The following is a 13,482-nucleotide window of genomic DNA, read 5'->3' as shown; positions in this document are numbered from 1 at the left end:
CGCACCTGTGCGCTAAGTTGTTCTCACAACGAGACGTTCTCAGAATGAGAGTGACATGGTGAACGAGCAGGAGTTCCTGGCCGCGTACGACCCCGGGGCCTACCCGTCGGTCGCCGTGACCGTCGACGTGGTGGCGCTGACGATCCGCGACGGCGCACTGCACCTCCTGCTCATCCAGCGCGGTCAGCCGCCCTTCGAGGGCCACTGGGCGCTGCCCGGCGGTTTCGTCCGTCCAGAGGAGGACCTGACCGCCAGCGCCCGACGGGAGCTGGCGGAGGAGACCGGGCTCGGCGGCGAAAGGCTGCGCCGCGTACACCTGGAGCAGTTGGGCAGCTATGGCGCCCCCGACCGCGACCCGCGGATGCGCGTCGTCTCGGTCGCCCACCTCGCGTTCGCCCCCGACCTGCCGGACCCGGCCGCCGGCACCGACGCCGACGCGGCGATCTGGCTGCCAGTGACCGCCCTGACCAGCCGGCAGCTCGCCTTCGACCACAGCCGGATCATCGACGACGGGCTGGAGAGGGCGCGGTCGAAACTGGAATACACCCCGCTCGCCACGCGCTTCCTCGCCGCCGAGTTCACGATCAGCGAGCTGCGCGCCGTCTACGAGACGGTCTGGGGCCACCCGCTGCACGCCGGCAACTTCCACCGCAAGGTGCTCTCCGTGCCGGGCTTCGTGGAGAGCACGGGCACCAGCACCGAGCGCGGCGGCACCCGGGGCGGCCCGCGCGCCCGGCTCTACCGGGCCAGCGACGCCCGGCTGCTGCACCCGGCACTGCTACGCCCCGCCCGCGAGGAGACGGTGCGATGAGGACAGCGGCGGCCATCGACCTGGTCAGGGCGGCCCGCACCGACGCGGACCTGTTCGGCACGGACCAGCCGGCCCGCCGCTACCGCGAGCTGGTCGCGGCCCTGCACCCCGACCGCCTGCCGGCCGACCCGACGGTACGCGCCGAAGCCCTCGACGCGTTCATCCACGTCACCACCCGGTGGCAGGCCCGGCAGGTCACCGTCCTCGGCGACTACCGCCTCGGCACGCCGGCCCACTCGGGCGACCTCGCCGACCTCTACGACGTCGGTGCCGACCGGCTGCTCAAGCTCCCCCGACGGCCCACCGACAACGACCTGATGGCCCGCGAGGCGCACGCCCTGCGCACCATCGCCGAGCGCGGCGACCCCCGCTACCTGCCGTACGTGCCCCGGCTGGTCGACGAGTTCCCGCACCGCGACACCGCGACCGGCGCCGATCGGCGGATCAACGTGCTCGCCACCGCGTCCGGCCTGCACGACCTCGACGAGGTGCGGCGCGCGTACCCCGACGGGTTGGACGCCCGGGACGTGGCCTGGATGTGGCGGCGGCTGCTGGTGGTGCTCGGTCTGGCCCACCGGGCGGGCGTGGTGCACGGTGCGGTCCTGCCGCGACACGTGCTCATCGAGCCGGACGCCCACGGCGTGGTGCTGGTCGACTGGTGCTTCTCCGCCCCGATCGGAAGCACGGTCCCGGCGCTGGTGCCCGGCCACGACGCGGGGTGGTATCCGGAGGAGGTCCCCCGGAAGCAACCCTGCGGGCCGGGCACCGACATCGCGATGGCAAGCCGCTGCATGAGCTGGCTGATGGGGCCGCGCGCACCCCGCGAGCTGCACACCTTCGCGCAGGGCTGCCGACAGCGGTCCCTGGGCTCCCGGCCCGACGACGCCTGGCGCCTGCTCCGCGAACTCGACCAGGTGCTGGACCGGCTCTACGGGCCACGCGCCTTCCGACCCTTCACCCTCACCCCCTAAGGAGCTGTCATGGGCAGTGGAACCTGGTCCACCGACGTGTACGACGCCGCCGACCGCTACCGCCGCTCCACCGGCCGCAGCGCGTTCTCCTACAGCGACAGCGGTGCGCGCACCGTGCACCCGGCGCTCGACCCGCGCGACGCGATGCGCGAGAGCCGCGACTCCGACGAGCACCCGCAGTCGACGCCCGTCGCGGTGCTCTTCGACGTGACCGGCTCGATGGGCAACGTGCCGCGCGTCCTGCAGACCAAGCTGCCGCAACTGCTCGGGCTGCTGCAACGGCAGGGCTACGCCACCGACCCGCAGATCATGTTCGGCGCGATCGGCGACGCCACCTGCGACCGGGTGCCGTTGCAGGTCGGCCAGTTCGAGTCGGACAACCGGATGGACGACGACCTCGGCCGCATCGTGCTGGAGGGCGGTGGCGGCGGGCAGATGACCGAGTCGTACGAGCTGGCCATGTACTTCATGGCCCGGCACACCCGCACCGACAGCTGGGAGAAGCGCGGTCGACGCGGCTACCTGTTCGTCATCGGCGACGAACTGGCGTACCCGCGCGCGAAGGCCCGGGAGGTGGCCGGCCTGATCGGCGACAACCTGGCCGAGGACGTACCGCTACGGCAGGTCGTCGACGAGGTGACCCGCTGCTGGGACACCTACTACCTGCTCCCCGCCGGCAGCCACTACGCCGGCAACGCCAAGGTGCTCGACTTCTGGCGGGACCTGCTCGGGCAGAACGCCGTCGTGCTCGACGACCTCGACGCGGTCTGCGAGACCATCGCGCTCACCATCGGCCTCGGCGAGCAGGCCATCGACCTGGACGAGGGCCTCCGCGACCTGGACCGCGCCGGCTCTGCTGCCACCGGCACCGTGTCGAAGGCGCTGGCCCGTCTCGACCGGCGGCGACGGGCCGAGGTGTCGACGCTGCCGGCCTTCCGCGACACCGCCGGTGAGGTGACCCGGCTGTGAGGCACGTGGCGGTGGTCGACCTCGGCTACGGCGACGCCGGCAAGGGCACGGTGGTGGACTGGCTCTGCGCCACCCGCCCGGTGCACACGGTGGTGCGCTTCAACGGGGGCGCGCAGGCTGCGCACAACGTCGTGCTGCGCGATGGTCGGCACCACACGTTCGCGCAGTTCGGCGCCGGCTCGTTCCATCCCGGGGTCCGTACGCACCTCTCGCGACACGTGGTGGTGGACCCGCTGGCGCTGGCCGCCGAGGCCGACCACCTCGCCACGGTCGGGGTGCCCGACGCGCTCGACCGGCTGACCGTCGACGGACGAGCGCTCCTCGCCACCCCGTACCACCGGGCAGCCAACCGGGCCCGGGAGATCGCCCGGGGAGCCGACCGGCACGGCTCCTGCGGGCTGGGGGTGGGCGAGACCGTCGCGTACGGTCTCGCCCACCCCGACGAAGCACCCCGCGTCGCCGACTGCCGCAGCCCAGCACTGCTACGTCGCCGTCTGACCGCCCTGCGGGACCGGCTGACCGTCGAGCTCGGCCAACTGGACGCGCCGCCGGTCGAGGACTGCCTGCCCGCGTTCACCGGGTTCGCCGGGCGGGTCGCGATCGTCGACGACACGTGGCTCGCCGGGGCGTTACGCGCCGGGACCTGCGTCTTCGAGGGCGCGCAGGGGGTGCTGCTCGACGAGTGGCACGGCTTCCACCCGTACACCACGTGGAGCACCACCACGTTCGCCAACGCCGACAGCCTGCTCGCCGAGGCGGGTCAGCCCGGGGGCGCGACCCGGATCGGGGTGCTGCGGCTGGTCACCACCCGGCACGGGCCCGGCCCGCTGGTGACGGAGGACGTGAACCTGCCGCTGGCCGACCCGCACAACCCGACGAACCCGTGGCAGGGCCTGTTCCGGTTCGGCCACTTCGACGCGGTCGCCCACCGGTACGCGCTCGCCGCGGCCGGCGGGGTCGACGGCCTCGCGCTGACCCACCTCGACCTCGCCGGCCCCGGCCTGCGGATCTGCCGCCGCTACGACACCACCGACCGGCTCACCCCGGGCCCACCCGGCGACCTGGACCGCCAGGCCGCGCTCACCGCCCGCCTGCTGCGCTCCCGCCCGGTGTACGACGACCCACCATCCGACTGGGCGGAGGCGGTACGCGCGGAGTTGGGCGCGCCGGTGGTGCTGACCTCGCACGGCCCCACCGCCAGCGACAAGACCCCGCTCGGCCCGCTGCTCGCCCCACCGGCTCTGGCCCGCCTGGCCTGACGCCCACCGGCCGAAGGCGGGTGATCCTGGGACTCGGCCACCCGGCCCGTCGCGCCCGGCGAGCATGAGGGCATGGAAGCCCTGCTCGACCTCCTCCGTGGGACGGTCACGTCGCCGTGGGTGTACCTGGTGATCTTCGGGCTCACCGCGGTCGACGCGTTCTTCCCCGCGGTGCCGGGCGAGGCAGCGGTGATCACCGCGGGGGTGCTCGCGGCGAACGGCGGGCACCCCAACCTGGTCCTGGTGATCGCGACCGCGGCCATCGGAGCGCTGGTCGGCGATCACGTCTCGTACGCCATCGGCCGGGGCGGCGGTGCGCGCCGGCTGGCCCGGCTTCCCGACGGCAGCCGCCGACGGGCCAGCTCCGACTGGGCCCGCCGGGCCGTGGACCGGCGCGGCGGGCTGATCCTGACCACCTCCCGGTACGTGCCGGGCGGCCGGACCGCGGTCACCCTCACCATGGGCGCGGTGGGCTATCCCCGCCGGGCATTCCTCCTGTACGACAGCATCGCGACGGTCAGCTGGGCGCTGTACTGCGGGCTGCTCGGCTATTTCGGCGGGCTGGCTTTCGAGCGCGACCCGATACGAGGCGTGCTGGTCGGTGTGGGGCTCTCGGTGCTCGTCACGTTCGGCCTGGAGGGCATCCGGTGGCTACGCCGTCGGGCGCGCCGTCGGGCCGCTGCCCGCCGCTGAACGGTGGATCGTTTCCGCCGCTGAACGGGCGTCGTGACGGCGGGACACGTCATAACAGGTCGGCGTCGTACACCAGGATCGCCAACTGCACGCGGTTGCCCGCTTGGAGCTTCGCCAGCGCCCGGCTGACATGTGCCTTCACGGTGGCCTCGCTCATCGTCAACCGCCGGGCGATCTCCGCATTGCCGTGCCCGCGCGCCACCTCCCGGACGATCTCCAGCTCCCTCGTGGTGAGCGGCGCCAGACGCTGACGAGCCGTCTCCCGGCGGGCCGGACCCCGCTCGGCAAACGAGCTGATCAGGCGGCGGGTGACCGTTGGTGCGAGCATCGCGTTCCCGGCGGCCACCGTGCGGACGGCCGCGGCCAACTCGCGGGGCGGGGTGTCCTTGAGCAGGAAGCCGACAGCGCCGGCCCGCAGCGCCCCGTGCACATACTCGTCCAGGTCGAAGGTGGTCAACATGATCACCTTTGGTCCGGCGGCGACCACGTCGGGCGCGACGGTCAGTCCGTCGACGCCCGGCATCCGCACGTCGAGCAGGACCACGTCGGGGCGCAACCGCTGGGCCTGGTCCAGCGCGCCAGCGCCGTCCGCCGCCTCGCCCACCACGGTGATGTCCTCCGCCGCCTCCAGGATCAACCGCAGCCCAGCACGGACCAGTTGCTCGTCATCGACCACCACCACCCGGATCACGCCGCACCCGCCACCGGGATCAGGGCCCGCACCAGGAAGCCGCCGTCCACGGGCGTCGCCTCCAGCCGGCCGCCGAGCAACTCCACCCGCTCACGCAGCCCGAGCAACCCCTGCCCGGCACCGGGCAGGGCCTGGCCGCCTCCGGACGGGCCGTTGCGGACCACCACCTCCAGCCCGTCGGGCAGGTAGCGCAGACAGACGGTCGTCTCGGCGTCGCCCGCGTGCTTGCGCACGTTGGTCAGCGCCTCCCGGACCACCCGGTACGCCGTGCGCCCCACGGTCGCGGGTAGTGCGGACGGAACACCCTCGTCCCGCCGGCACACCCGCAGCCCGGCGGTACGGGACTCCCCGATCAGCTCGTCCAGCGCGTCGAGCCCTCGCTCCGGCACCACGGCCGGACCGGCCTGTCGCAGCACGCCCAGCACCTCGCGCAGGTCAGTGAGCGCCTGCCGGCCGGTCGTCCGGATCAGCGCGGCGGACTCGACGGTCGCCGGGTCGGCAGCGGTCACCTCCAGCGCCCCGGCATGCACCACCATCAGCGAGACCCGGTGGGCCACCACGTCATGCATCTCGCGGGCGATCCGGGTCCGCTCCTCGGCGCGGACCCGGTCGGCGCGGGCCTCCTGCTCCCGTTCCAGTCGCTCGGCCCGGTCCCGCAGGGCGGCAAGCGTGTCCTGGCGCGCCCGCACCCAGAGGCCGAACACCAACGGAAGCCCGACCAGACAGGCGGCGAGAAGCAGCACGTTGCCGGTAGTGGCGGTGGTGATCCGCCGTACGCCGCCCACCGCCAACCCGACCAGCACCCCACCGGCCAGCACCAGGGCCGCGCCGGCGAGGTAGCCGGCGAGCCGTCGACCACGCAGCCGCAGGCCCGCCTGGTACGAGGCGACCACCCCGGCCGCCGCGGCGGCGAGCACCAACCAGCAGACCGCCGCGGCCAGGAACAGCGGCCAGCGGCGGGTCCGAGCCGTGCCGGCGGCCCCGGCCGCCGCCAGGGCGAGCAACACCACGACCGCGCCCGGCAGCGGCGAACGGACCCCGATGTCACCGGTCGCGCTGGCCATGACAGCCAGCGCGACCAGGACGGCGAGCAGCAACGGGGCGTACCGCTGAACGACCCGCCGAACGGCGACGGCGCTGGAGGCCACGCAGCGAGCGTAGGACTCCGCCGGCTGATCGGACCGCCCCGCGCTGCTGGACCCGGGTGTGGTGGGGGAAGACCCCTACCCGCCGTCCGGGCCGGTCACTACCTAAGTAGTGGCGTCCGGCTGACCACTGGCCGATGGCGGGAGCCGCCGCCCGCACCAGCATCGACATCATGGATCTGCTCGACCTGCTGCACGAGACGATGTCCTCGCCCTGGGTGTACCTGGCGATCTTCGCGATCGCTGTGCTCGACGGCTTCTTCCCCGTGGTGCCGAGCGAGACGGCGGTGATCACCGCCGGGGTGTTCGCGGCCTCCGGTGCGCCGTACCTGCCCGCGGTCATCCTGGTGGCGGGGACAGGGGCGCTGATCGGGGATCACATCTCCTACGCCCTCGGGCGGGGCGGTGGCACTCGGCTGCTCGACCGGCTGCCGTCCGAAGGCCGCCGCCGGGCCGCCATCGAGTGGGCCCGGCGGGGGATCGCCACCCGGGGTGGTCTGATCCTCACCGTGGCCCGCTACGTACCGGGCGGCCGGACGGCGGTCACCCTCACCATGGGCGCGGTGCACTATCCCCGGCGACGATTCCTGGTCTTCGACGCGCTCGCCGCCGCCTCCTGGGCGCTCTACTCGGCGCTGGTCGGCTACCTCGGCGGGCTGGCTTTCGAGCAGGACCCGCTGCGCGGTCTACTAGTTGGTCTGGGCCTCGCGCTGACGGTGACGATGCTCGTCGAGGCGGCCCGCTGGCTCGGCAACCGTCACCGATCCGCACGGCCGGTGTCGACGACCGAGCCGGTGAGTGGGACGCCGGTGCGGTGATGGCAGGGCGGTCAGTCGGCCGCCGGGCGCCAGGTGACGCCATGCAGGAGTTGGCCGGCACCGAGCCAGGCCACGTTCATCATCCGGGTGGCGGTCTTCTCCGGGTCGGCCTCCGGGTGGTCCGCGAGCCAGTCAGCCAGCGACTCGGTCGCGCCGACCAGGGCGTACGCGACGACCTCCAGGTCGATGGCGGCGATCTCGCGGCCCTCGGCGCGCAGCGCGTGGTCGAGCATCCCGGCGACGACCTCGACCAGCCGGGTCCGCATGGTGGCCAACTCGCCGGCGAACGGCTGCTCGCCGCGGGCCTGCCGGTAGAGCACCGCCCAGCCGTCGCGGTGCGCGCCCACGAAGCCGAAGAACGCCCTCAGCCCACGCCAGAGCCGAACGTCCGCCGGCAGGTCGGGTGCGGCGGCGCCAGCGATGGCCTGCATCATCCGGGTGCCCTCCCGGTGCAGGCAGGCGACGAAGAGTTCCTCCTTGGTGCCGAGGTACGCGTACACCATGGGCTTGGAGATGCCGGCATCCTCCGCGATCTCGTCCATGCTGGAGGCGTGGAAGCCGCGCCGGGAGAAGACCTTGACGGCCGCGTCGAGCATCTGCTGCTCGCGGACGGCACGTGGCAGGCGCTTGAACGCGGGAACGGTGGACACCTTGCGAGCATACCTACTCGTGCGTAGGGTTACGCGCGAGTAGCCAATCTTCCGGAAGGCGCACCTGATGACTGACTTCGACCCGGCGAGCTTCGCCAACGTCGGCCCCAAGGAGTTCGCCCAGCTGGTCAAGTCCACCCCGGACGACAAAATCGCCCAGGTGATGTCCGGTGACCTGCGCGGCAAGATCCTGGGCGAGGTGTTCGGCCGGATGCCGGCGCTGTTCCGCGCGGACCGGGCCGGCTCCACCAACGCGGTCATCCACTGGGTCATCACCGGTCGCGCGGACGGCGGCAGCGACACCTACGAGGTGGTCATCGCCGACGGCAAGTGCGACGTGAACGAGACCCCGCAGCACGACCCGAAGCTGAGCCTGACCATGGGTCCGGTCGAGTTCCTGAAGATCGTCTCCGGTGGCGCCAACCCGGTGATGATGTTCATGACCGGCAAGCTGAAGGCCAAGGGTGACCTCGGCCTCGCCGCCAACATCGCCAACCTGTTCGACATCCCCAAGGCCTGACATGGCTGAGTTCTCGCTCGACCTGAACGAGGAACAGCGGGATCTACGCGACTGGGTGCACGGCTTCGCCGCCGAGGTCGTGCGCCCGGCCGCTGCCGAGTGGGACGAACGCGAGGACACCCCGTGGCCGGTGATCCAGGAAGCCGCCAAGGTCGGCCTCTACGGCTTCGAGTTCCTCGCCACCTGCTGGGCCGATCCGACCGGGCTCTCGCTGCCGATCGCCAGCGAGGAGCTCTTCTGGGGTGACGCCGGCATCGGGCTGAGCATCTTCGGCACCTCACTCGCCGTCGCCGCCATCTACGGCGCCGGCACCCCTGAGCAGATGATCGAGTGGGTGCCGCAGTGCTTCGGCGACATCGACTCGCCGACCGTCGCCGCGTTCTGCACGAGCGAGCCGGAAGCCGGCTCGGACGTCGGCGCGATGCGCACCCGGGCCGTCTACGACGAGGCCACCGACGAGTGGGTGCTGACCGGGCAGAAGGCGTACGCCACCAACGGCGGGATCGCCGGAGTGCACGTGGTCACCGCCTCGGTCGACCCCACGCTCGGCTCCCGGGGCCAGGCGGCGTTCGTCGTGCCACCGGGCACCCCCGGCCTGGCCGCCACCCGCAAGCTGCGCAAACTCGGCCTGCGCGCGTCGCACACCGCCGACGTCTTCCTCGACGGGGTACGCGTGCCCGGCCGCTGCCTGCTCGGCGGGCGGGACGCCCTGCTGGAACGCCTCGACCGGGCCCGCTCCGGTCAGCGGGCCACCGGGCAGGCCGCGATGCGTACCTTCGAGTTGTCCCGACCCACGGTCGGCGCGCAGGCACTCGGCGTGGCCCGGGCCGCCTACGAGTACGCCCTGGACTACGCGAAGGACCGAGTCCAGTTCGGACGGCCGATCATCGAGAACCAGGCGGTCGCGTTCGCGCTGGCCGACATGCGGATGGAGATCGACGCGGCGCGGCTGCTCGTCTGGCGTGCGTCGTGGATGGGCCGCAACAACCGCCCGTTCACCGCGGGCGAGGGGTCGATGTCCAAGCTCAAGGCCGGCGAGGTGGCGGTGTCGGTCACCGAGAAGGCGGTGCAACTGCTCGGCGGGGCCGGGTTCCTGCGCGACCACCCGGTCGAGCGCTGGTACCGCGACGCCAAGATCTACACCATCTTCGAGGGCACCTCCGAAATCCAGCGGCTGGTCATCTCCCGGGCGATCTCCGGGATGCAGATCCGCTGATCCACCGGTGCCCTACGCGGTCGGCCGCCCCCTGGTCCGGCCCGATCAGCGTAGTTGGGCGCCCCTGGTCCGGCCGGGCTCGGCCGGGCCGGGGGGCGCACCGAACCTCATACCGTGCAACCACCGAAATCCACGATCCGTGCCGTCTTCGTCACCCCACGCCGACGCGAACTGGGCCTCCAGCCGCACCCAGTGCATGATCAAGGAAAGACGCCCTGATGGACGGGGAATCCAGTCGCCCGTCCGCGCACCGCCCGTAGGAGGTCTGCGGCATGGACCTGCCGTTCATCGTTGCCACGCTGACTCGTCGCGGGCTGCTCATGCCAGGCAGCCCGGTCCGGATCGCCTCGCAGCTCAACGCGTTGCGCACGTGGGGGTGGAGCCTGGCCGGCGAGCTGCGCCAGGCAGCAGCCCGGGACCCCGGCCGGCTGGCGGTCATCGAGGAGGACGGCACCGAGCTGACCTATCAGGACCTCCTCGACCGGGCCGAACGGATGGCCCGGTCGATGCGGGCCGGGCTCGGCGTACAGGCCGGCGATCGGATCGGCGTGCTCTGCCGCAACCACCACGGGCTGGTCGAGACGATCGTCGCGGCCACCCTGCTGGGTGTGGACGCGGTCCTGGTCAACACCGGGCTCTCCGCGGCCCAACTGCTCACCGTCGCCGAGGAACAGCGGCTCCGGCTGCTGGTGCACGACGACGAGTTCGCCGAGCGGGTCCTCGGACTCCCCGCCGAACTGCCCCGCCTCGACGAACGCGCTCGCGAGGAGTTGGTCGCCGGGGCACTCCCGGGCGAGTTGCACCCTCCGGAGCGTGACGGCCGGATCATCGTGCTCACCTCGGGGACCACCGGGGCGCCCAAGGGTGCCCGGCGGCCCACACCCAGCGGTTTCGGCCCACTGGTGTCCATCATCGATCGCATCCCGCTGAACACCCGGGACCGGGTGATGATCACGGCACCGATCTTCCACACCTGGGGATTCGCCGCCCTCCAGGTCTGTTTCGCGCTACGGGCCACCATCGTGCTGCAGCGCCGCTTCGACCCGGCCGCCACGCTCGCCGCCCTGGTCCACCACCGGTGCGACGCGCTGTTCGCCGTACCGGTGATGCTGCAGCGGCTGCTGGAGGTGCCTGCGCCAGACCCGCGCCCGCCACTCAAGGTCGTCGCGGTCAGTGGTTCGGCGCTGCCCGGCGGGCTCGCCCCGAAGTTCATGGACGTCTACGGGGACGTCCTGTACAACCTCTACGGCTCCACCGAGGTCTCCTGGGCCTCCATCGCAGGTCCCCAGGAGCTGCGCGAGGCACCCACGACGGCTGGCCGGCCACCGCACGGGACCCGGCTGGAGATGCTCGACGACAACGGTCAGCCGGTGGCGAACGGACAGGTCGGGCGGATCTTCGTCGGCAACGAGATGCTCTTCGAGGGGTACACCTCCGGTGCCAACCGGGAGACCCGCGACGGGCTGCTCGACACCGGTGACCTCGGCCGACTCAACCCTGACGGGCTGCTCTTCGTCGACGGCCGAGCCGACGACATGATCGTCTCCGGTGGCGAGAACGTCTTCCCGTCCGAGGTGGAGGACCTGCTCGCCCAACTGCCACAGGTCCGCGAAGCGGCCGTGATCGGCGTGCCCGACACCGAGTACGGCCAGCGACTGTCCGCGTTCCTCGCCCTGCACCCGAACGAGACGCTCGACCCCGAGGCGGTACGCGAGTACGTCCGGCACTACCTGGCCCGATTCTCCGTGCCCCGGGACGTGATCTTCGTGAAGTACCTGCCCCGTAACGCCACCGGCAAGGTGCTCAGCCGAGAGCTACGCCGCTACTACGGCTGACCGCCCCGGAACCGTCGGCGAGGCCGGCGAGTTCCGGGGCGGTGACCGCACCCGTCAGTCGACCATCAGCGAAGGCCGCCAGTCCGGCTTGGCCCCGGCGAGGTCGAGGCGCTGGAACAGGCCCTTCGTGCCCTGCCCATCGAGCGTTCCGCGGTGTGCGTCGATCTCGACCGCCATCCCCTGCACGTCGAACACCTCCAGCGACTCACACCACTCCGGATCAGCGGCAGCGAAGAAGGACGCCTGATGACCGTCGACGGTCGTATTCGGCGGCCGGAAGAACTCCTTCCCCTGCAACTCGGCCCGGATCTTGTCGGTCATCTCGAAGTACGGGGAGAAGCCGACGTCCAGCGTCTTCGCCCGCTGCCTACCGGGATCCGCGGTGGAGGGTTCGGCGCTGTACGTGACGCCGGCGTACCACCGCCAGCCCTCCGGGGTCAGTGGCCCGTTGACGGTGGTGCTGATCATCCGCAGGTTCTGCGGCACCTCCATGACCTGGGCCGGCATCTGTACCCGCTCGGTCGTACTGAAGGTGAGTTTCTGCGCCACGTGCAGGGCGATCTCGCGGGCATCCTGGCCCGCCGCCCAGGGTGCGACATCGACCGCGGCCCAGCCGTCCGGGGCGTACCGCCAGCGGAGGGAGAGCCGGTCAGTGCCGTCGACGTCGTACTGGGTGAAGGTCGCCGCTGCGCCCCGCACATCGGGCGCAGGCGCCGTACTCACGGTGGGTGCCCGTTGGTCGATGCCCATGACCTGCGGCGCCTGCGGCGTCACCCCCTTCGGGTAGAGACTGGCCGAAACCCCTGCCCAGCTGGGGTTCGGCGAGTCGGCGGCATGCCCGATCAGGGCGACACCCGGGCCGCTCAGCAGCAGACCCGCCTGGTACTGCAGGCTGTCCAGGCCCGACGGCAGCCAACCGAACCGGACGTACTGAACGGCCGGGTCGACCGTCTCCAACGCCGCCGGGATCCGGGACGTGTCGGGCGACGGCACCTTCCCGGTGTACGGCTCCAGCGGAGCCAGGGCGCCGACCATCTCCAGCGCCGGCGTCGACGACCGGTCCGGTGCGACCAGGCCCGGCACCGTGACGGCGCCGACCGCCACCGCGACCACGGTCAGTGCGGCTCCCGCGCCCCGCACGTACCAGCGCTGCCGCCGCCCGGCGATCATCGCCCGTTCGATGTTCACAACGGCCGACGGCGTCTCGGCCGACTCGACCTCGGCGCGCATCAACCGCGCCACATCCATATCATCGATCATTGTCAACTCCCGTGGGCTAACACGTTGGTCGGCGCGCCACTCGCCGCGCCGGCCTGCATGGTGGTCGGCACGTCATTCCGGACGGGGGCGAGCAGTCCTCGCAGCGTCGCCAGCCCCTTGGCGGTCTGGCTCTTGACGGTGCCCGGCGCGCAGCCCAACGCCTGCGCCGTCTCCTCCACCGTCAGGTCCTGAAAGAACCGGAGCACCAGGACAGCCCGCTGCCGCGGCGCGACCTGGCGCAGCGCCGCCACCAGATCGAGCCGTTCCGTGGCATCCGGGGCGGTCGGTGCGGGCCGTTCCGGTAGCAGGTCGGTGAGCAGCACCCGAGCCCAGCCGCGTCGGCGCTCGTCGATCAACCGCCGCATCAACATCGTCCGGACCAGTGCGTTCAGGCTGTCGGCCCGCCGGGCCCGGGACCAGTTCCGGTACAGCTCGGTGAGCACCCGCTGCACGATGTCGTCGCCCTGATGCCAGTCACCGCACATCAGGTACGCCGTCCGGCGCCACTGCGGCAGACCAGCGCGAACGCACTCGGTGTACTCGGTGTCGGCCGCGGCCCGCTCGGCCAGTCTCCGGCTCAGCGGCATCCTCGGACCTGTCCTCCCACCGGCCAACAGCACGGTGATCGTCCGCACACCCGCATC

At 72.2% G+C, this 13,482-nt stretch carries 14 protein-coding genes; 9 read left to right on the top strand and 5 right to left on the bottom strand.

Annotated elements, in window-relative coordinates; all coding sequences use genetic code 11:
• The first annotated feature begins 55 nt into the window (after positions 1-55).
• The 5 genes from HNR20_RS15115 to HNR20_RS15095 all read left to right on the top strand — a co-directional run bounded on the left by HNR20_RS15115 (position 56) and on the right by HNR20_RS15095 (position 4,703).
• The gene (locus tag HNR20_RS15115; RefSeq protein ID WP_184180384.1) at positions 56-811 is read left to right on the top strand and encodes an NUDIX hydrolase; all 756 of its coding nucleotides are present in this window, start codon (positions 56-58) and stop codon (positions 809-811) included.
• Entirely contained in the window at positions 808-1,782 is a 975-nt protein-coding gene (locus HNR20_RS15110) for a BUD32 family EKC/KEOPS complex subunit (RefSeq protein WP_184180382.1), read from the top strand. The genes HNR20_RS15115 and HNR20_RS15110 overlap by 4 nt, the downstream gene beginning before the upstream one ends.
• 9 nt (positions 1,783-1,791) lie before the next feature.
• Positions 1,792-2,751 carry a hypothetical protein gene (locus HNR20_RS15105; RefSeq protein ID WP_184180380.1) on the top strand — a complete coding sequence of 320 codons (960 nt, stop codon included), beginning with the start codon at positions 1,792-1,794 and terminating at the stop codon, positions 2,749-2,751.
• Positions 2,748-4,010, top strand: coding sequence for an adenylosuccinate synthetase (locus HNR20_RS15100; RefSeq protein ID WP_184180378.1), 1,263 nt, complete (start codon positions 2,748-2,750; stop codon positions 4,008-4,010). The genes HNR20_RS15105 and HNR20_RS15100 overlap by 4 nt, the downstream gene beginning before the upstream one ends.
• A gap of 72 nt (positions 4,011-4,082) precedes the next feature.
• Positions 4,083-4,703, top strand: coding sequence for a DedA family protein (locus HNR20_RS15095; protein WP_184180376.1), 621 nt, complete (start codon positions 4,083-4,085; stop codon positions 4,701-4,703).
• Positions 4,704-4,752: 49 nt separating this feature from the next.
• Here HNR20_RS15095 and HNR20_RS15090 read toward each other — a convergent pair whose 3' ends face one another.
• Both HNR20_RS15090 and HNR20_RS15085 read right to left on the bottom strand, forming a co-directional pair.
• On the bottom strand, positions 4,753-5,394 hold the full coding sequence (locus tag HNR20_RS15090) for a response regulator (protein ID WP_184180374.1): 642 nt from the start codon (positions 5,392-5,394) through the stop codon (positions 4,753-4,755).
• The gene (locus HNR20_RS15085) at positions 5,391-6,542 is read right to left on the bottom strand and encodes a sensor histidine kinase (RefSeq protein WP_184180372.1); all 1,152 of its coding nucleotides are present in this window, start codon (positions 6,540-6,542) and stop codon (positions 5,391-5,393) included. The genes HNR20_RS15090 and HNR20_RS15085 overlap by 4 nt, the downstream gene beginning before the upstream one ends.
• 167 nt (positions 6,543-6,709) lie before the next feature.
• On the opposite strand from HNR20_RS15085, the gene HNR20_RS15080 reads away from it, so the two are divergent.
• On the top strand, positions 6,710-7,357 hold the full coding sequence (locus tag HNR20_RS15080) for a DedA family protein (RefSeq protein WP_184188487.1): 648 nt from the start codon (positions 6,710-6,712) through the stop codon (positions 7,355-7,357).
• Positions 7,358-7,368: 11 nt separating this feature from the next.
• Here HNR20_RS15080 and HNR20_RS15075 read toward each other — a convergent pair whose 3' ends face one another.
• Positions 7,369-8,007, bottom strand: a complete 639-nt coding sequence (locus HNR20_RS15075) for a TetR/AcrR family transcriptional regulator (protein ID WP_184180371.1) — start codon at positions 8,005-8,007, stop codon at positions 7,369-7,371.
• Between the two features lie 67 nt (positions 8,008-8,074).
• Here HNR20_RS15075 and HNR20_RS15070 point away from each other — a divergent pair, with 67 nt between their 5' ends.
• The 3 genes from HNR20_RS15070 (at position 8,075) to HNR20_RS15060 (ending at position 11,578) form a co-directional block, all read left to right on the top strand.
• Positions 8,075-8,527: an SCP2 sterol-binding domain-containing protein gene (locus tag HNR20_RS15070; RefSeq protein ID WP_184180368.1), complete on the top strand. Its 453-nt coding sequence runs from the start codon at positions 8,075-8,077 to the stop codon at positions 8,525-8,527.
• Between the two features lies 1 nt (position 8,528).
• Positions 8,529-9,743, top strand: coding sequence for an acyl-CoA dehydrogenase family protein (locus HNR20_RS15065; protein ID WP_184180366.1), 1,215 nt, complete (start codon positions 8,529-8,531; stop codon positions 9,741-9,743).
• A 272-nt stretch (positions 9,744-10,015) separates the two neighbouring features.
• Complete coding sequence (locus HNR20_RS15060; protein ID WP_184180364.1) at positions 10,016-11,578, top strand: AMP-binding protein; 1,563 nt, start codon at positions 10,016-10,018, stop codon at positions 11,576-11,578.
• A 54-nt stretch (positions 11,579-11,632) separates the two neighbouring features.
• Here HNR20_RS15060 and HNR20_RS15055 read toward each other — a convergent pair whose 3' ends face one another.
• Positions 11,633-12,838, bottom strand: coding sequence for a hypothetical protein (locus HNR20_RS15055; RefSeq protein ID WP_184180362.1), 1,206 nt, complete (start codon positions 12,836-12,838; stop codon positions 11,633-11,635).
• A 2-nt stretch (positions 12,839-12,840) separates the two neighbouring features.
• Complete coding sequence (locus tag HNR20_RS15050; protein WP_311736870.1) at positions 12,841-13,473, bottom strand: SigE family RNA polymerase sigma factor; 633 nt, start codon at positions 13,471-13,473, stop codon at positions 12,841-12,843.
• Positions 13,474-13,482: the final 9 nt, after the last annotated feature.

It is taken from the genome of Micromonospora parathelypteridis, from assembly GCF_014201145.1.
Classification (GTDB): domain Bacteria; phylum Actinomycetota; class Actinomycetes; order Mycobacteriales; family Micromonosporaceae; genus Micromonospora; species Micromonospora parathelypteridis.
The sequence above is the reverse complement of the archived record's forward strand: the minus strand, read 5'-3'. Positions and strand labels throughout refer to the sequence as shown.